Below are 17,918 nucleotides of genomic sequence, written 5' to 3'. Positions count from 1 at the left end.
CCGATGAGCCCCTCCGTCGCGTCAGTGCTGCGGGCCCTGGCCGACCTCGCCCCGGCCGCCCCCGAGCGGGTGCTCGACGTGACCCGTCCCGGCCAGCCGTTGATCTGGCTGGCCGATCCGGACTCCTGCCGGCAGTCCCGCGAGGTGGACCGGTTGGCCGCGGCCGACCTGCTGCACCGCGACGATCGGACCCTGCGCCGAGGCTGGGGCCTGGTCGCCGGGGTGGTCGAGACCGACGGGGTGACCCGGAAGGTGCGGTTTCCGCTGCTCAGCGAGCCGGTCCGGCTGGAGCGGACGCTGCGCGGATACCGGGTGGTCCCGGCCGGCGACCTGGAGGTCACCCCGCTGGTCGAGGACCGCGACCTGGCCGCCCGGCTGGAGGTGGCGCCGGGGCTGGGCGGAGCCGGGTGGCTGACCAGTCCCGGCGGTGAGGCCTGGTTGCGCACCGTCGCCCGGGCCGCCGGCCTGCCGGTACGCGAGTTCGACCGAGTCCGGCGTACCGGTCGGGCGAGCTTTCCGGCCCGGCCGCCGGTGCTCTACGTCTCGGCGGTGCTGTTCAGCGTGCGGGACGTCGCCGGGCTGGCGCTCGGCGACCGGCTGCGCGCCTGGGCCGCCCGGCCCGACGTCGAGTCCACCGCCCTGGCCGTGGTGTACGGCACCGCCGCCCCGGACGCCGCCGACCCGGTCGACGCCGCCGACCCGGTCGACTCGCCGCTGCCGTTGAACGAGGCCCAGACCGAGGTGGTACGCCGGGTCCGGCACCAGCCGGTGACCGTGGTCTCCGGTCCGCCCGGCAACGGGAAGAGCCATGCGGTGGTGGCCGCCGCGCTGGACGTGGTGGACCGGGGCGGGAGCGTACTGGTCGTCACGCAGTCGGCGCACGCCGCCGACGTACTCGGCGAACTGCTGGAGCGCTATCCCGGCCCGCGACCGGTGCTCTTCGGCGACGCGGAACGCCGGGCGGCGCTGGCCGCCTCGCTGGAGCTGACCGTCGAGGCGGAGGTGACGGCGGCGACCCTGGCGGCGGACCGGGCCGCCGTGGCCGAGGCGGCGACCGAGGTCGAGCGGGTGACCGGCCAGCTCACCGAGCTGCTCGACCTGGAACTGCTGGCCGGCGAGGTGCCACGCTGGGCGCCGGTGGTCGGCGGGCTGCGGCTCGACGTACCCGGTGCCTTCGAGCCCGGTGCGGACCTGGCGGCGGCGGCCCGGGCGGCCGGCCGGGTTCGGGCCTCGGCCGGTGCCTGGTGGCGGCGCTGGCTGCCCGGACCGCCCGGCCGGCTGCTGCGCCGCCGGCTGGGCGCGGCCCGGACGGTGCCGCTGGACCGGATCGACGACGCGATCGCGGCGGCCCGGGCGGAGGTGGCGGCGGCCCGGCTGGCGACGGTCGGCGGTGCCGACCCGGGTCCGCTGTGGCCGGTGCTGGCGGCGGCCCGGCAGCGGTTGTCGGCGGCGCTCGGCACCGCGATGCGGCATCGCAGCCGTGGCCCGGACCGGTGGGACCCGGCCGGCCGGCGCAGCGCGGCCGCGCTGGCCGGGGCGCTGCGGGCCGGTCGCAACCGGCGCCGGGAACTCCTCGCCGAGCTGAGCGGGGAGTCGCTGGTCCGGGCGCTGCCACTCTGGATCGGTACGGTCACCGACGTCGAGGAGTTGCTGCCGCCGATCGCCGGGCTCTTCGACCTGGTGATCATGGACGAGGCGTCGCACACCGACCAGATCCGGGCGGCGCCGGCCCTGGCCCGGGCCCGCCGGGCGCTGGTGGTGGGCGATCCCCGGCAACTGCGGTTCGTCTCGTTCGTCGCCGACGTCGACGTGGCGGCGACCCTCCAGCGGTACGGCCTGGACAACCGGGTCGACGTACGCCGGGTGAGCGCCTTCGACCTGGCCGCCGGGGCCGCCCCGGTGAGCTGGCTGGACGAGCACTACCGCTGCGCCCCGCACCTGATCGAGTTCTCCGCGCACCGCTTCTACGACGACCGGATCGCGGTGGCCACCCGCCATCCGGGCAACGAGACGGCGGACGTGATCGACGTGTTGGCGGTGCCGGCGGAGCCCACCGAGGCCGGGGTGAACCGGGCCGAGGTGGCGGCGGCGGTGGCCGAGGTCCGCCGGCTGGCCGAGGCGGGCCGGGTCGGGATCGGGGTGATCACCCCGTTCCGGGCCCAGGCCGACGCGCTGGAAGCGGCGCTGGTGGCGGCGTTTCCGGTGACCGAGATCGAGCGGCTCGGGCTGCGGGTCGGCACCGTCCACTCGTTCCAGGGCAGCGAGGCGGAGACCGTGATCGTGTCGCTGGCGGTGACCGATCCGGTCCCCGCCGGGCGGCGGCGGTTCCTGACCGACCCGAACCTGTTCAACGTGATGGTCACCCGGGCCCGGCGCCGGATGGTGGTGCTGACCTCGCAGTCCGCCCCGAACGGCCTGCTCGGCGACTATCTGCGGTACGCGGCGTTGCCACCGCGGCCGCGCGGCGAGCCGGTCGCCGTCCCGGCCCCGTTCGCCGCCGGTCCGGGCGCCGTCGCCAGTACGGTCGGCGGCGGACCGGTGGCCGTCGCCACCAGGTTCGGCGGCGCCCCGGCAGGTGGCGGCGCCCCGGCAGGTGGCGGCGCCTCGGAGCCGGTGCCGGCCCGGCCCGGTGTCGCGCCGGCCGGGTCGGGAGCTCCGGGGTCGGAGGGCTGGCCGGGCGAGTTGGCCGTGGAGCTGGCCCGGATCGGGCTGCCGGTCCGGCGTCGCTATCCGGTCGGGCGCTGGACGGTGGATCTCTGCGTCGGCACCGGCGAGTCGGCGATCGGGCTGAACTGCGTCGCCCATCCGGCCGGCCCGGCGGCGCACATCGCCCGGCACCGGGCGCTGGTCCAGGCCGGTTGGGTGGTGGTCGACGCGTTCGCCAGCCGGTGGGGCGGAGATCCCGTCCGGGCCGCCCTGGAGGTCGCGGCCCGCCATTGATTTTTCCTCCACTTCCCTCTCCACTCCGCTCCACCGGGGGTGCCGAGGTGCCCGGATGGGTCGGAAAAAACCTCTATATCCGGGCACCGTACGGCCGGTGTACCGCTGTCGGATAGCGGACCTTCCCGTCGGCAGGCCCATTTCCCTCCACCGCCGGCCACCCCTCCTGACGTGCGGTTTCATCCGGCGGACAGCCGGTCTTTCCGGGCGATTCCGGTTGCGGGTGGAGGGAAGTGGAGTAGAGTGGGGCGCGATGGGGGGCCAGGAGGGCCCGCCGGCCCGGGGGGCAGCGGCGCCGCGAACGCCGCTGGTAGGGCGAGGGGGTTGGGCCGGTGTTTCTCGGCACGCACACCCCGCGCCTGGACGACAAGGGCCGGCTGATCCTTCCGGCCAAGTTCCGGGACGAGCTGGCGGGAGGTGTCGTGATCACCAAAGGGCAGGAGCGCTGCCTCTACGTCTTCCCGATGCCCGAGTTCCAGCGGATCGCCGGGCAGTTGCGCGAGCAGCCGATGACGCACAAGGCGGCCCGAGCCTACAGCCGGGTCTTCTTCGCCAGCGCGCACGACGAGATCCCGGACAAGCAGGGTCGGGTCACCATCCCGATCCACCTGCGGGAATACGCCGCGCTGGATCGTGAGCTGGTGGTCATCGGGGCGAGCACCCGGGTGGAGATCTGGGACAAGCGGTCCTGGGAGACCTACCTCGCGGAGAGCGAAGAGGACTTCGCCGACATCGAGGAGGGGGTGCTGCCCGGCGGACTGTAGGGCGGCGCGTGCCGACGCCCGACGTACTGCGAGATCTCCACCCGCTCGAGGTTCCTGGCGCCTCTTCCCCGGTGCCAGGCGCGATTCCTCCGAAGGTCCGAAGGTCGGCCCGGAGGAGCAGAGCGGATGGGGATCTGGCGGTACGACGAGCGCCACAACTACCGGGCACGTCCGGACGAGACAGGGGTCACTGGGGGTCGACATGGGGGAGCTACGCGGTACGCACGTGCCGGTGCTGCTTGAGCGATGTCTCGAGCTGCTCGCCCCCGCCCTGGACCGGGCCGACGACCGGACGACCGTCTACGTCGACGCCACCCTCGGGCTGGCCGGGCACGCCGAGGCGGTGCTCGCCGCGCATCCGCGTACCGTCCTGATCGGACTCGACCGGGACACCGAGGCACTCGCGCACGCGCGGGCCCGGCTCGACCGGTACGCCGACCGGATCCACCTGGTGCACGCGGTCTACGACGAGCTGCCCGAGGTGCTGGAGCGGCTCGGCCACGACCGGGTGGACGGCGTCCTCTTCGACCTGGGCGTCTCCTCGCTGCAACTCGACGCGCCCGACCGCGGGTTCGCCTACGCGCAGGACGCGCCGCTGGACATGCGGATGGACCAGTCGGCCGGTACGACGGCCGAGGAGGTCGTCAACGGCTACTCGCACGGCGAGTTGGCCCGGGTGCTCCGGGTCTACGGCGAGGAGCGGTTCGCCGGCCGGATCGCCTCGGCGATCATCCGGGAACGGGAGCGCCACCGGCTCACCTCGTCGGCCCGGTTGGCCGAACTGGTCAGGGAGTCCATTCCAGCACCAGCCCGACGAACTGGTGGACATCCGGCTAAGAGGACGTTTCAGGCTTTACGGATTGAGGTAAACCGGGAACTGGCCGCGCTGGAAACGGCGCTGCCGGCCGCCCTGGACGCACTGTCCGTGGGCGGTCGCGCGGTGGTGCTGTCCTACCACTCACTGGAGGACCGGATCACCAAGCAGGTGTTCGCCGGGCGTGCCCGGAGCACCGGGCCGGTCGACCTCCCGGTCGAACTGCCCGGTACCGGGCCGATGCTGCGGCTGCTCAGCCGGGGAGCCGAGCTGCCGGGCGAGGCGGAGGTCCAGGCCAACCCGCGGGCCGCATCGGTGCGGCTGCGGGCGGCCGAACGGATCGAACGGGACGGCGGTACGAGTACGACGACGAGGCGGGCCAGCCGCGAACGGCCCGGGCGAGTCGTCGGGGCAACAGGTCCGGCCGGTGCGGGGGCACCGGGCGGATCCGACGGAGCGCGACGGGACTTGTCGCCGCCGGCATCCGACGGCGGCGGCACGACAGTACAGGGGGAGGGAAGATGAACGTCAACAAGCGCGAGCGCCGGGAACAGCCCGACGCGACGCGCGACGCGCAGCAGCGCGCACCGCGGTCGGGGGGCCGGACCACGGTGCAGCGGGCGCAGCGGGCGGGCGGCGGCCGGTCGAACCCGGCGTCGGAAGCCCGGGTGCGGGGGGCGCGACGGTATCCGACCCAGGGCAGTGCCGCGCTGCGGGAGCCGGACTGGGAAGAGCCGGCGGTGCGGGTCTGGGACAGCTCCGAGGAGCGGCCGGAGGGGGCATCCGAGTCGGCGACGCCGGCCCGGCGCTCCCGGCTCCGGGTGGCGCCACCGATGCCGGTGGCCCGACCCCGGGTCTCCTTCGTGGCGCTGATCCTGGTGCTGGTGGTCGGCGGGATGCTCGGCATCCTGGTGGTCAACAGCAAGGTGAACGAGAACGCGTTCCGGCTGGAGCGGTTGCAGCAGCAGCAGTCCACGCTGGACATCCAGGAACAGGAGCTGAAGCAGAAGATCGCCGACGCCGAGGTGCCGGGCAACCTCACCGCCCGGGCCCGCCAGCTGGGCCTGGTCGACTCGGGGCCGCCCGCCTTCATCCGGCTGCCCGACGGCCGGGTGATCGGGGTGCCGCAGCCGGCCGGTGGCGAGCCGGCGATCACCAGCCAGCAGGGCGCCGGGGGATGACCCGGTGACGCCGCGGTCCGACGAGCCGCGCCGGGACGCTTCGGTGTCCCGGCGCGGCTCGTCGCGTGCCGGTCGGGACCCCGAACGCGGCGCCGAGCAGGGCGGCCGGTCCGGCTCCGGGCTGGGCGGCATCTCCGACGCCCGGGCCTACACCCCGCGCGGGCGGACCGTGCGGGACACCCCGGAACTTCGACGTACGCCCGGATCCGTCGGCGGCTCCGGCGACCAGGGTGGGCGATCCCGGCGTACCCCCAGGACCGGACGGTCGGCCGACCCGTTCCGGCCGGCGTTGCAGGTGCTCGACGGCGGCCGTGCCGGCGCGGCCCGGACCGCCCGGCGCACCGCGCCGACCGGCACCGGACGCACCGTCACCCCGCGCCCGGTCCGCGGCGCCGACGTCGCCAAGCCGGTCCGGCGGCGAACGCCCGACCCGGCCGGCGGCCCGAACCGGACCGGCGCCGGAGCGCCAGCCCGCCGCCCGACCCGGCGACCCCGCCGGCCACCCCGACTCGCCGACGCGCACCGGCGGCTACGCCTCGGCACGCTGCTCGCGCTCGCCATGTTCACCACCATCGGCATCCGGCTGGTCGCACTCCAGGTCGTCGACGCACCGGAGTACGACGGCGGCGGCGTCGGCGACCGGCTGCGTACCGTCGTCCTGCCCGCCCCCCGGGGAGCCATCTACGACCGCTCCGGGGCGGCGCTGGCGCAGAGCGTCGAGGCCCGCTACGTCTACGCCGACCCGGAACTCGTCGAGGATCCGGCCCGGACCGCCGCGGCACTCTCGCCGCTGCTCGGCATCGCCCCCTCGAAACTGGCCGAGGAGATGCGCAAGCGGAAGCGGCCGGACGGACGCCCGTCGAACTTCGAATACCTGGCCCGCAGCGTCGAGGTCGGCACCGCCGAGAAGATCATGGATCTCAACCTGGCCGGCATCGGCACCGGGCGGGACGAGCGGCGCGAGGTCCCCGGCGGCGACCTGGCCGCCAACCTGCTCGGCTTCACCAGCCAGGACCGGGTCGGCCTGGAGGGGATCGAGGCCCGCTACGACGAGCTGCTTCGCGGGGTGAACGGCGAACGGGAGTACGAGGTCGGCAAGGGCGAACTCGCCGCCGAGATCCCGGGCGGCTACAGCCGGGTCACCCCGGCCCGGCCGGGCAGCTCGCTGCAACTCACCATCGACCGGGACCTCCAGTTCATGGTGCAGCGGATCCTCGCCAAACGGATGCAGGAGGTCAACGGCACCACCGGGGCCGCCGTGGTGCTCGACGTACGCACCGGCGAGGTGCTGGCCCAGGCGAGCTATCCGACCTACGACGCCGCCGACTGGCGGAAATACGATGCCAGCGACCGCAACGACGCGGCCACCAGCTTCGTGGTCGACCCCGGATCGGTGCACAAGGCCATCATCTTCGGCGCCGGACTGGAGGAAGGGGTGATCACCCCGGAGACCGCCTGGCCGACGCCGTACAGCATCCGCAAGGGCGACCAGAAGTTCCGGGACACCCACAACGCGCAGGGCCGCCGGCTCAGCGTCGCCGGGATGCTCGGGTTCTCCTCCAACGTCGGCACCATCCGGGTCGCCGACAGGCTCGGCGCGGAGAAGGTCTACGAATACCAGCTCCGGTTCGGGCTGGGCCGGCCGACCGGGGAGGGGGTGCTCGGCGAGGCGTCCGGCCGGGTGCTCAAGCCGTCGGAATACAGCGGCTCGACGTACGGGTCGGTGCCGATCGGGCACAGCGTCGACGTCACCCCGTTGCAGATGGCCGCCGCGTACGCCGCGATCGCCAACGACGGCACCTGGGTGCAGCCGCACCTGGTACGCGAGATCATCGGCCCGGACGGCAAGCGGAAACCGGTACCCGCACCGCAGACCAGACAGGTGCTCCGGCCGGAGACCGCCGCCGCGCTGCGTACCCTGCTGGAGGCGCCGGTGAACATCGAGGGCGGCACGGCCAGACAGGCGGCGATCAAGGGTTACCGGGTCGCCGGCAAGACCGGCACCGGATCGCGGGTGGTCGACGGCCGGTACGCCCCCGGCGAGGTCGCCTCCTTCATCGGGATGGACCAGGCGGACGACCCGCGCTACGTCATCGCGGTCTTCGCGCACACCCCCTCCGGTGGCGGCGGGGACGTCTCCGCACCGGCCTTCAAGGAGATGATGGAGTTCGTACTGGCGCACTATCGGGTGCCCGCCACCGGCACCGCGCCACCCAAGTTCGTCGTCTATCCGCGCTGACCTGCCGAAACGGGACATCATCGGTGGGTGCGGGCAAACCACCGGGGCGGCTGTGCGGGGTGGACCCCCCGACGGGGTAGGGTCTGACGCCGTGCCCGGCAATCCCCGTCCCCGCGCCGTGACGCCGGTCCGGCTCACCGATCTCGCCGCGCGAGTCGCCGCCGAGTCGCCCCCGGACGCCGCCGAACTGGCTGTCACCGGGGTGACCCATGCCAGCGGCGAGGTCCACCCCGGTGACCTCTACGCGGCGCTTCCGGGCGCCCGCCGGCACGGCGCCGAGTTCGTGGCGGCGGCGGTGGCGGCCGGCGCGGTGGCCGTACTCACCGATCCGGCCGGCGCCCCGGCGGCGGCCGAGGCGGGGCTGCCCGCCCTGGTGGTGCCGGAGCCGCGTGCGGTGCTCGGCGAACTGGCCAGCGCGGTCTACGGCGACCCGACGGCCGGGCTGACCGTCGTCGGCGTCACCGGCACGGCCGGCAAGACCAGCACCACCTACCTGATCGAGTCGGGGCTGCGGGCCGCCGGGGAGGTGACCGGGCTGATCGGCACCGTGGAGTGCCGGCTCGGCGACCTGGTGGTGGAGAGTGTCCGGACCACCCCGGAGGCCACCGACCTGCACGCCATGCTCGCGGCGGCCCGGGAACGCGGCGTCACGGCGGTGGCGATGGAGGTCTCCAGCCACGCCCTGGCGATGGGGCGGGTCGGCGGGGTGCGGTTCACCGTCGGCGGCTACACCAACTTCGGCCACGACCACCTGGACTTCCACGCCGACGTCGACGACTACTTCGCGGCCAAGGCGCGGCTCTTCGACGGCCGCTGCGACGTCGAGGTGCTCAACCACGACGATCCGGCGCTCGCGCCGCTGCGCAAGCCCGGCACCGTCACGTACTCGGCCGCCGGTGACCCGACCGCGACCTGGTGGGCCGACGCGGTCCGGGAGTCCGGCTACACCCAGACCTTCACCGCGCACGGCCCGGACGGACTCGCGGTCGAGGCCGGGGTGGCGCTGCCCGGCCGGCACAACGTGGCCAACGCGCTGCTGGCGATCGCCGTGCTGGCCGGCGCGGGCGTCGACCCGGCGGTCGCGGCCCGGGGCGTGGCCGCCTGTCCGGGTGTGCCCGGCCGGCTGGAACTCGTCGCGGCGCCCGGCCCGGTGCGCGGGGTGGTCGACTTCGCGCACACCCCGGACGCGGTGGTGGCCGCGCTGGCCGCGCTGCGCGACCTGACCAGCGCCGGCAACCGGCTGATCTGCGTGCTCGGCTCCGGCGGCGACCGGGACCACGGCAAGCGCTCCCTGATGGGTGCCGCCGCGTCGGCCGGCGCCGACCTGGTGGTGGTCACCGACGACAACCCGCGCAGTGAGGAGCCCGGGGTGATCCGGGCCGAGGTGCGGCGCGGGGCCGAGCGGAACGGCGACCCGGACCGGGTACGCGAGGTGGCCGGCCGGCGGGCGGCGATCGACGAGGCGGTACGGCTCGCCGAGCCCGGTGACGTGGTCGCCGTACTCGGCAAGGGGCACGAGCGCGGTCAGGAGATCGCCGGCCGGACGTACCCGTTCGACGACCGGGTGGAGTTGGCCGCCGCGCTCACCGCCCGGTTCGGCAACCTGGTGGAGGGGCGCCGATGATCCCGCTGACCCTGGCCGAGGTGGCCGCCGCCGTCGACGGCTCCCTGCTGGCGGCCGAGCCGACCCTGCGGGTCACCGGCCCGGTCGAGTTCGACTCCCGCAAGGTACGCCCCGGTGGGCTCTTCGTGGCCTTCCCCGGTGAGAAGGTGGACGGGCACGACTTCGCGGCGGCGGCGGTCGCCTCTGGCGGCGCGGTCGCGGTGCTCGGCTCCCGGCCGGTCGACGGGGTGCCGATGGTGCTGGTCCCGGACCCCCGGGCGGCGCTCGGCCGGCTGGCCCGGACGGTGCTGGACCGGCTCCCCGAGCTGACCGTGATCGGGCTGACCGGGTCGTCCGGCAAGACCACCACCAAGGACCTGGTGGCCCAGCTCACCACCCGGCTCGGTCCCACCGTGGCGCCGCCCGGCTCGTTCAACAACGAACTCGGGCACCCCTACACGGCGTTGCAGGCCGACGCGCAGACCCGGTTCCTGGTGCTGGAGAAGGGTGCCCGGGGGCTGGGGCACGTCCGCTACCTCTGCGAGATCGCGCCGCCCCGGATCGCGGTGGTGCTGAACGTGGGCGTGTCGCACATCGGCGAGTTCGGCTCCCAGGAGGCGATCGCGCAGGCCAAGGGCGAGCTGGTCGAGGGGCTGCCGGCGGACGGGCTCGCGGTGCTCAACGCCGACGACGAGCGGGTACGCGCGATGGCGACCCGCACCGGCGCCCGCGTCGTGCTGGTGGGCGAGGCCGCCGACGCCGAGGTACGGGCCGAAGAGGTCAGCCTGGACGATCGCGGGCGGGCGTCGTACACCCTGGTGACGCCGGAGGGGCGGGCGGCGGTCCGGCTCGGGATCAGCGGCCGGCACCAGGTCGGCAACTCGCTCGCCGCGGCGGCGGTGGCCCGGGAACTCGGCATGCCGCTGGCCGAGTTGGCCGAGGCGCTCGGTCGGCTCGGCCTGCCCTCGACCCGCCGGATGGACGTCTTCGACCGCACCGACGGGGTGACGGTGATCGACGACTCCTACAACGCCAACCCCGCCTCGACCTCCGCGGCGCTGCGGGCGCTGGCCGGGATGGGTGAGCGGCGACGGACCTTCGCGGTGCTCGGCTACATGGCCGAGCTGGGCGATTTCGAACGGGACGGGCACGAGCAGGTCGGTCGGCTCGCGGCCGAGTTGGGCGTCGACCGGCTGATCGTGGTCGGCGAGCCGGCCGCGCCGATCCACGACGGCGCGGTGGCGATGGCGAATTGGGGAGGAGAGTCGGTGCTGGTTACCGATCAGGCGGCGGCGGTCGAGGCGCTGCGCCGCGAGTTGCGGCCGGGCGACGTCGTCCTGGTGAAGGGCTCGCGCTACCGCACCTGGGAGGTGGCCGACGCGCTGCGCGCCGAGGCCGTCCAGCCCGGAAACGGGTCCCGATGAACGGGCGGGTCGCGGCTGTCGTGCCGGTCACGGCGGAAGGTCTGCCGGCGTGAGGGCGGTCATCGTCGCCATCTTCGTGGCGTTCCTGATCTCGCTCTTCGTCACCCCGGTCGCGATCAAGGTCTTCACCCGGTTGAAGGCCGGGCAGCCGATCCGGGCCGAGGGCCCGATCATGCACCAGGGCAAGAAGGGCACCCCGACGATGGGCGGCGTGGTCTTCATCGTCGCCACGGTGATCGCGTACGTCGCCGGGCACCTCGCCCTGACCACCCTGCCCGAGGCGCAGATCGCCCAGGTCACCCCGACCATCACCGCGCTGGTGCTGCTCGGCCTGATGGTCTTCTCCGGTGCGGTCGGCTTCATCGACGACTTCCTCAAGGTCCGCAAGCGGAACAGCGCCGGGCTGAACAAGCGGGGCAAGCTGCTCGGCCAGATACTGGTCGGCGCCGTCTTCGGGGTGGTCGCGCTCTATTTCCCGAGTACCGCGGGCGTGACGGTCGGCAGCACGGCGCTCTCCTTCATCCGGGACATCAACGCGCTGGAGGTCGGGAAGGTCGCCTCGGTCGTCATCTTCATCTTCGTGGTGATGGCGACGACCAACGGGGTGAACCTGACCGACGGGCTGGACGGGCTGGCCACCGGCGCCTCGGTGATGGTGCTCGCCGCGTACGCGCTGATCGCGTTCTGGCAGTACCGGCACTGGTGCGCGGACACCGACTACGCCCGGGGCGGTGCGTACTGCTACACGGTGCGGGACCCGTTGGAGATCGCGCTGATCGCCGGGGCGGCGGCCGGGGCGTGCGTCGGCTTCCTCTGGTGGAACACCTCGCCGGCCCGGATCTTCATGGGCGACACCGGGGCGCTCGGTCTGGGCGGGTTGATCGCCGGGATGGCGATGGCCACCCGGACGCTCCTGCTGCTGCTGATCCTCGGCGGACTCTTCGTGATCATCACGATGTCGGTGGTCATCCAGATCATCTCGTTCCGGACCACAGGAAAACGGGTCTTCCGGATGTCGCCGCTCCAGCACCACTTCGAGCTGGCCGGCTGGAGCGAGGTCAACATCGTCGTCCGGTTCTGGATCATCGCCGGGATCGGCGTGGCGATCGCCCTCGGCCTCTTCTACAGCGAGTTCCTCGCCTCCGTCACCTGACCTCGGCCCGGGACACGCCGTACCGTTCCGACACGCCGGTCGGCCACCTGCGCCAGGGTGGCCGGACCAGCGCCGATGATGGGCGGATGGGGGAGGACGAGGGGACGGCGCGGTGACCGGGGAAGAGCCACGACGGCCGGCGGGTCCCGCCGGCCCCCGTGCGAGCGGGCGGCCGGCCGGCGGCGGTCGGTCCACCGACGAGGGCGGCCGGCCGGCCGACGACACCGCCCGCGAACCGGTCGGCCCCGGGCGGGAGCCGGTCGGCACCGGCCGCGAACCGGTCGGCGGCGGCCGTCCACCCGGCGCCCCGACCGGGGTCGACGTGGCCGGTGGCCTGGCCGCGCTGCGCGGGCTGCTGGCCCGGCCGCTCGCCTCCTACTACCTGCTCATCTCCAGCTCCGGACTGCTGCTGCTGATCGGGCTGACGATGGTCTTCTCGGCGACCAGCGTCCGGGCGTACGCCAGCGACGGGAACGCTTTCGCGATGCTGGCCAAGCAGGCGCTTTTCGCCCTGATCGGGCTGGTCGCGTTCTGGATCTGCCAGCGCCTGCCGGCCCGTACCTTCCGGGCGGTCGGGCTGCCGACCCTCGGCGTCGCGGTCGTACTGCTGGTGGTGCTGGACGTCCTGCACCTGTGGGACAAGCTCAACGGGGACCGGGACGCCGTCCTCGGCCCGCTGGAGGCCCGGCTGCTCTGGCTGTACATCGGCCCGATCCAGGTGCAGCCCTCCGAGTTGGCGAAGTTCGGCCTGGTGCTCTGGGGCGCGGACATGATCGCCCGCAAGGGCGCCGCGCTCGGCTGGTGGCGGGAGCTGGCCACCCCGCTCTTCCCGGTGGTCGGCCTGCTCTTCCTGCTGGTCGGCTACAACGACCTGGGCACCATGCTCTGCCTGCTCGCCGTGGTGGTCGGGCTGCTCTGGGCCGCCGGCATCCGCAAGCGGGTCTTCGCCACCCTCTCGGTCTTCGGCCTGGTCGGGGTCGGGCTGCTGGTCGCCGCCGCCTCGATCGGCGCCGGATCCGGCGACGAGGACGCCAAGAACTACCGGCTGGCCCGGCTCACCATGTTCTTCAACCCGCCGCCGCCGGACGAGTGCGGGCTCACCGACTGCTACCAGTACCTCCAGGCCCGGTACGCGATCGACAACGGCGGCTGGTTCGGCGTCGGGCTGGGCAAGAGCAGCCTGAAGTGGAACTGGCTGCCCGAGGCGCACAACGACTTCATCTTCGCCATCCTCGCCGAGGACCTCGGCGTGGTCGGCTGTGCCGTGGTGCTGACCCTCTTCGCCGTGCTGGCGTACACCGGGTTGCGGATCGCCCGCCGGGTCGCCGACCCGTTCCGCCGGCTCGCCGCGACCGCCGCGACCGCCTGGCTGGTCAGCCAGGCGGTGATCAACATCGGCGGGGTGGTCGGGCTGCTCCCGATCACCGGCCTGCCGCTGCCGTTCATCTCCGACGGCGGCAGCGCGCTGGTGGTCACCCTCGCCGCCATCGGCATGCTCGCCTCCTTCGCCCGCGCCGAACCGGACGCCGCCCGGGCCCTGCACGCCCGTCCGGCGCCCCGATGGGTACGGCTACTCTGGGCCCCGTTGCCGCCGCTTCCCTCGGCGCGCCGCCGTGGGAAGCCATCCGCGCCGGCTCCCCGGGAACCCCTGTCCGGGTCCGGATCCGGGCGGCGACGGGAGCCGGAGGCCGGGCCAGCAGGTGGTCGGGCGAGGCGAGGGCGCGCCGGTACGGCGAGCGAGAGGAGACGCTGATGGGTCCGCTGCGGTCGGTGGTACTAGCGGGAGGCGGCACGGGTGGGCACATCTACCCGTTGCTCGCCTTCGCCGACTGCCTGCGCCGGCACGACCCGGGAGTACGGATCACCTGCCTCGGCACCCCGAAAGGGTTGGAAAACGACCTGATCCCGCCGCACGGCTACGATCTGCGGCAGATCCCGGCCTATCAGCTCCCCCGGTCGGTCAACATGAACCTGATGCGTACGCCGGACCGGATGTGGAAAGCCGCCCGGGCCGCCGGAAAGGTGATCGACGAGGTACGCGCCAACGTCGTCATCGGGTTCGGCGGCTACGTCTCGGTGCCGGCCTACCTCGCCGCGTGGCGCCGGGAGCTGCCGATCGTGATCCACGAGGTGAACGTGCCGCCGGGAGTGGCGAACCGGCTCGGCATGAAGTTCACCAAGCACGTGGCGGTCGGCTTCCCGCACCAGCCGGCCCAGGCCGAGTCGCTGCGAAACGCCCGGGTGGTCGGGGTGCCGCTGCGACGCGGCATCACCACCATCGACCGGGTCGCGCACCGGGCGGCGGCACGCCGGCAGTTCGGCCTGCACCCGGACCTGCCGGTCCTCTTCGTGGCCGGCGGTTCGCAGGGCGCCCGCTCGATCAACCTGGCGGTGGCCGGTGCGGCCAAGGCGCTCGCCGCCGCCGGGGTGCAGGTACTGCACGTGATCGGCGCCCGCAACGAGCCGGTGCACGTCCCGGCCGACCTGCCGGTGCCGTACGTGACCCTGCCGTACCTCTCGCAGATGGAGCTGGGCTACGCCGCCGCCGACCTGATGCTGGGCCGGGGCGGGGCGATGACCTGCGCCGAGGTGGCGGCGATCGGTCTGCCCACGGTCTACGTGCCGTACCCGCACAGCAACCAGGAGCAGAAGCGCAACGCCCTGCCGGTGGTCGAGGCCGGCGGCGGGCTGCTGGTCGACGACTCGGAGATGACGGCGGCCTGGGTCGAGCAGACCGTGATCCCGCTGATCCGCGACCCGCGCCGGCTGGCCGCGATGGGCGCCGCCGCCGCCGCGTACGGCCGGCGCGACGGCGACGAGGCACTGCTCGACTTCGTCTACGAGGCGGTGGCCCGGTGAGCGCGAGGAGTGAGCCGGGTTTGCGAGCCCCGCAGTCGCGAACGAACGGAAAACCCGTGAGCGCGAGGAGTGAGCCGGGTTTGCGAGCCCCGCAGTCGCGAACGAACGGAAAACCCGTGAGCGCGAGGAGTGAGCCGGGTTTGCGAGCCCCGCAGTCGCGAACGAACGGAAAACCCGTGAGCGCGAGGAGTGAGCCGGGTTTGCGAGCCCCGCAGTCGCGAACGAAGAGCGGCCCGATGATGGTGGGCGTACCTGTGGTGAGTGTGGGCAAGCCGGTGACCGGACGGATTCCGAGTGGAAGGCTGGTGTCATGAACACCGCGCAGTTCAGCCCGGTCGGCACGCTGGCCGCCGAAGACCTGGGCCGGATCCACCTGATCGGGGTCGGCGGGGTCGGCATGAGCGGGCTGGCCCGACTGCTGCTCACCCGGGGCCTCCAGGTCTCCGGCAGCGAGTTGCGGGAGTGGCCGGCGCTGGCCGGGCTGCGGGCGCTGGGCGGCACCATCCACATGAGTCACGCGCCGACCAACCTGGACGGCGTCGACACCGTGGTCTACTCGACCGCGATCCCGCAGGACCACCTGGAGCTGGTCGCCGCCCGGGAGCGCGGGCTGCGGGTGCTGCACCGGTCGGAGGCGCTGGCCGCCGCGATGACCGGCCGGCGCACGATCGCGGTCGCCGGCACGCACGGCAAGACCACCACCACCTCGATGGTGACGCTGATCCTCCAGCACGCCGGCCAGGACCCGTCGTTCGTGATCGGTGGCGAGATCTCCGAGGTGGGCTCGAACGCCCACCACGGCAGCGGGGAGTACTTCGTCGCCGAGGCGGACGAGAGCGACCGCTCCTTCCTGCTCTACCGGCCGTACGTCTCGATCGTCACCAACATCGACGAGGACCACCTCAACACGTACGGCGACTACGCCGGCCTGGAGGAGGCGTTCGCCGACTTCGCCCGGCTGACCGACCCGGACGGGTTCGTGGTGACCTGTGCGGACGACCCGGGCACCCGGCGGATGGCCGAGCGGCTGCGCGACGAGGGCCGGACCGTCTACACCTACGGCACGGCCGCCGACGCCGACCTGCGGCTGACCGACGTGGTCTCCTCGGCCGGCGGCGTACGCTATCTCGCCGCCCTGCACGGCGAGTCGCTGGGCGAGGTCCGGTTGCCGGTGCCCGGCGCGCACATCGGGCTGAACAGCGCCTCGGCGGTGCTCACCGCCTGCAAGCTCGGCCTGCCGATGGATTCCGTGACCTCGACGCTGGCCTCCTTCCCCGGGGTACGCCGCCGGTTCGAGCGCAAGGGGGTGGTGGCCGGCGTCCAGGTCTACGACGAGTACGCCTACCACCCGACCTCGATGACCGCCGCGCTGAGGACCCTGCGCGAGGTGGCCGGTGACGGCCGGTTGATCGTCGTCTTCCAGCCGTACCGGGTCTACCGCACCCGGGACCTCCAGGCCGAGATGGCCACCGCGCTGGCCATCGCCGACGAGGTGGTGATGCTGGAGGTCTTCGGCCCGGGTGAGGTGCGGGCGCCCGGTGAGGGCGGGGCGGCGCTGACCGACGCGATCGACCTGCCGGCCGAGCGGAAGATCTTCCTTCCCTCCTGGGAGGACGTACCGGCCGAGGTGGCCCGGCGGGCCCGCCGGGGTGACGTGGTGGTGACCATGGGTGCGCCGCCGATCTCGCTGATGGGCGACGAGCTGCTCGACGCGCTGGCCGGCGGTGGCGCTGCGACCGGCCGGCCGGCCGCGACGGCGGGCGCCGCCGAGCAGGCGTCGGGGGCGACCCCGCGCGGCGCCGGGGCAGCCAGCGACGCCGGATGAGTCCGGGCACGTCCCGGGGCCGCTCCGGCGGTCCGGCTCCGGGTGGTCGCGCCGGCGGTCCCGGGCAGGGTGGCCGGGGAGCCGGCGGGCGTGGCGCGGGCCGTTCGGTCCGGGGTGGTCCGGCCGTCGGCGGTGCCCGGTCCGGCGCGGGTCGTCCGCCGGCCGGCCGGTCGGGTACGGGTCGTGGCGCCGACCGGGGCTGGCGGCTGGTCCGGGCCGGCACCGACGCGGTGCCTCCGTCGGTACGCCGGTTCACCCGCCGGGCCCGGCAGCGGCGGGTACGGGCCGCGCTGCCGTGGACGGTGCTCGCCGGAGTGCTGGTGCTCAGCCTGGCCGGTGCCGCGATCGTGTACGCCACCCCGCTCCTCGGCTTCCGTACCCTGCGGGTCGTCGGCACCACGCTGGTCACCGACGACCAGGTACGCCAGGCGGCCTCGGTGACCGAGGGCGTTCCGCTGGCCCGGGTCGACCTCGACGGGGTCCGGGCCAGGGTCGCCGAGCTGCCGCCGGTGGCCCGGGTGACGGTCTCCCGGCAGTGGCCGAACACCCTGCGGGTGGAGGTGGTGGAGCGCACCCCGGTCGCGGCGGTGCCGCAGAACCGGCGCTTCCTCGTCATCGACGCCGCCGGGGTGGTCTTCCAGACCCGGTCGGACCGGCCGGCGGGGCTGCCGCTGGCCCGGCTCCGCACGCCCGGCCCCGACGACACCGCCACCGAGGGGGCGTTGACCGTGCTGGCCAACCTGACCCCGGAGCTGCGGGAGCGCCTCGTCGAGCTGGTGGTGGAGGGTCCGGCCCGGATCACCGTGAAGCTGCGCGGCGGCCGTACGGTGCTCTGGGGCGACGCCTCGCGCAGCGACGCGAAGGCGCAGGTGGCGACGTCGTTGCTGGCCCGCGAGGGGGAGACCATCGACGTACGCACGCCGGACGTGGTGACCATCCGCTGACCGTTGGTGGGCCCTGCGGTCCGCTCCGCCGGTCGGTCGCGTCGACACGCCGGTCGGTCGCTCGCCGGTGACGTTTGTCGGCGGGCGTGCCGACACGCCGCGCAGGTCCTTGGGTTCGGCCGCGCGTACGCATACGTTGCCCCGAGAGGATCAATGGTTGACATAACTGTAA

The 17,918-nt window shown here is 74.0% G+C and carries 12 protein-coding genes; all 12 read left to right on the top strand.

The features are described 5' to 3' along the window. Window positions 1–3 precede the first annotated feature (3 nt). The 12 genes from C6361_RS28290 (at window position 4) to C6361_RS28235 (ending at window position 17,746) form a co-directional block, all read left to right on the top strand. Window positions 4–2,940: a DEAD/DEAH box helicase gene (locus C6361_RS28290; protein ID WP_107269573.1), complete on the top strand. Its 2,937-nt coding sequence runs from the start codon at window positions 4–6 to the stop codon at window positions 2,938–2,940. 332 nt (window positions 2,941–3,272) lie between these two features. Further along, entirely contained in the window at window positions 3,273–3,704 is a 432-nt protein-coding gene (mraZ, locus tag C6361_RS28285; RefSeq protein ID WP_107261385.1) for a division/cell wall cluster transcriptional repressor MraZ, read from the top strand. Window positions 3,705–3,906: 202 nt separating this feature from the next. After that, window positions 3,907–5,043 (top strand): 16S rRNA (cytosine(1402)-N(4))-methyltransferase RsmH, encoded by a 1,137-nt coding sequence (rsmH, locus tag C6361_RS28280; protein ID WP_107269572.1) that lies wholly within the window; start codon window positions 3,907–3,909, stop codon window positions 5,041–5,043. Beyond that, complete coding sequence (locus C6361_RS28275) at window positions 5,040–5,699, top strand: hypothetical protein (RefSeq protein WP_107261382.1); 660 nt, start codon at window positions 5,040–5,042, stop codon at window positions 5,697–5,699. Before rsmH ends, C6361_RS28275 begins: the two co-directional genes overlap by 4 nt. 4 nt (window positions 5,700–5,703) lie before the next feature. Next, entirely contained in the window at window positions 5,704–7,938 is a 2,235-nt protein-coding gene (locus C6361_RS28270) for a penicillin-binding protein 2 (RefSeq protein WP_107269571.1), read from the top strand. A 52-nt stretch (window positions 7,939–7,990) separates the two neighbouring features. Beyond that, a complete protein-coding gene (locus C6361_RS28265) occupies window positions 7,991–9,562 on the top strand; it encodes a UDP-N-acetylmuramoyl-L-alanyl-D-glutamate--2,6-diaminopimelate ligase (RefSeq protein WP_107269570.1) in 1,572 nt (523 codons plus the stop codon). Further along, on the top strand, window positions 9,559–10,965 hold the full coding sequence (gene murF / locus C6361_RS28260) for a UDP-N-acetylmuramoyl-tripeptide--D-alanyl-D-alanine ligase (protein WP_107269569.1): 1,407 nt from the start codon (window positions 9,559–9,561) through the stop codon (window positions 10,963–10,965). Before C6361_RS28265 ends, murF begins: the two co-directional genes overlap by 4 nt. Window positions 10,966–11,014: 49 nt before the next feature. Then, window positions 11,015–12,118, top strand: coding sequence for a phospho-N-acetylmuramoyl-pentapeptide-transferase (gene mraY / locus C6361_RS28255; protein WP_107261374.1), 1,104 nt, complete (start codon window positions 11,015–11,017; stop codon window positions 12,116–12,118). 334 nt (window positions 12,119–12,452) lie between these two features. Continuing rightward, window positions 12,453–13,871 carry an FtsW/RodA/SpoVE family cell cycle protein gene (locus tag C6361_RS28250; RefSeq protein ID WP_107271234.1) on the top strand — a complete coding sequence of 473 codons (1,419 nt, stop codon included), beginning with the start codon at window positions 12,453–12,455 and terminating at the stop codon, window positions 13,869–13,871. Continuing rightward, complete coding sequence (murG, locus tag C6361_RS28245; protein WP_107261372.1) at window positions 13,871–14,977, top strand: undecaprenyldiphospho-muramoylpentapeptide beta-N-acetylglucosaminyltransferase; 1,107 nt, start codon at window positions 13,871–13,873, stop codon at window positions 14,975–14,977. The genes C6361_RS28250 and murG overlap by 1 nt, the downstream gene beginning before the upstream one ends. A gap of 310 nt (window positions 14,978–15,287) precedes the next feature. Next, window positions 15,288–16,802, top strand: coding sequence for a UDP-N-acetylmuramate--L-alanine ligase (gene murC, locus C6361_RS28240; protein ID WP_107269568.1), 1,515 nt, complete (start codon window positions 15,288–15,290; stop codon window positions 16,800–16,802). Next, the gene (locus C6361_RS28235; protein WP_107269567.1) at window positions 16,799–17,746 is read left to right on the top strand and encodes a cell division protein FtsQ/DivIB; all 948 of its coding nucleotides are present in this window, start codon (window positions 16,799–16,801) and stop codon (window positions 17,744–17,746) included. The genes murC and C6361_RS28235 overlap by 4 nt, the downstream gene beginning before the upstream one ends. The last annotated feature ends 172 nt before the right edge of the window (window positions 17,747–17,918 follow it).

This window comes from Plantactinospora sp. BC1 (assembly GCF_003030345.1).
In the GTDB taxonomy this organism is placed as follows: Bacteria; Actinomycetota; Actinomycetes; order Mycobacteriales; family Micromonosporaceae; genus Plantactinospora.
Note: the sequence above shows the minus strand (reverse complement) of the source record. Positions and strands in the feature narration are given on the sequence as shown.

What these genes read in the sequence shown, in the direction of transcription:
- C6361_RS28290 (WP_107269573.1), top strand. Translation starts at nt 4, where the DNA reads ATGAGCCCCTCCGTCGCGTCAGTGCTGCGGGCCCTGGCCGACCTCGCC.
- rsmH (WP_107269572.1), top strand. Translation starts at nt 3,907, where the DNA reads ATGGGGGAGCTACGCGGTACGCACGTGCCGGTGCTGCTTGAGCGATGT.
- C6361_RS28275 (WP_107261382.1), top strand. Translation starts at nt 5,040, where the DNA reads ATGAACGTCAACAAGCGCGAGCGCCGGGAACAGCCCGACGCGACGCGC.
- murF (WP_107269569.1), top strand. Translation starts at nt 9,559, where the DNA reads ATGATCCCGCTGACCCTGGCCGAGGTGGCCGCCGCCGTCGACGGCTCC.
- murG (WP_107261372.1), top strand. Translation starts at nt 13,871, where the DNA reads ATGGGTCCGCTGCGGTCGGTGGTACTAGCGGGAGGCGGCACGGGTGGG.
- murC (WP_107269568.1), top strand. Translation starts at nt 15,288, where the DNA reads ATGAACACCGCGCAGTTCAGCCCGGTCGGCACGCTGGCCGCCGAAGAC.
- C6361_RS28235 (WP_107269567.1), top strand. Translation starts at nt 16,799, where the DNA reads ATGAGTCCGGGCACGTCCCGGGGCCGCTCCGGCGGTCCGGCTCCGGGT.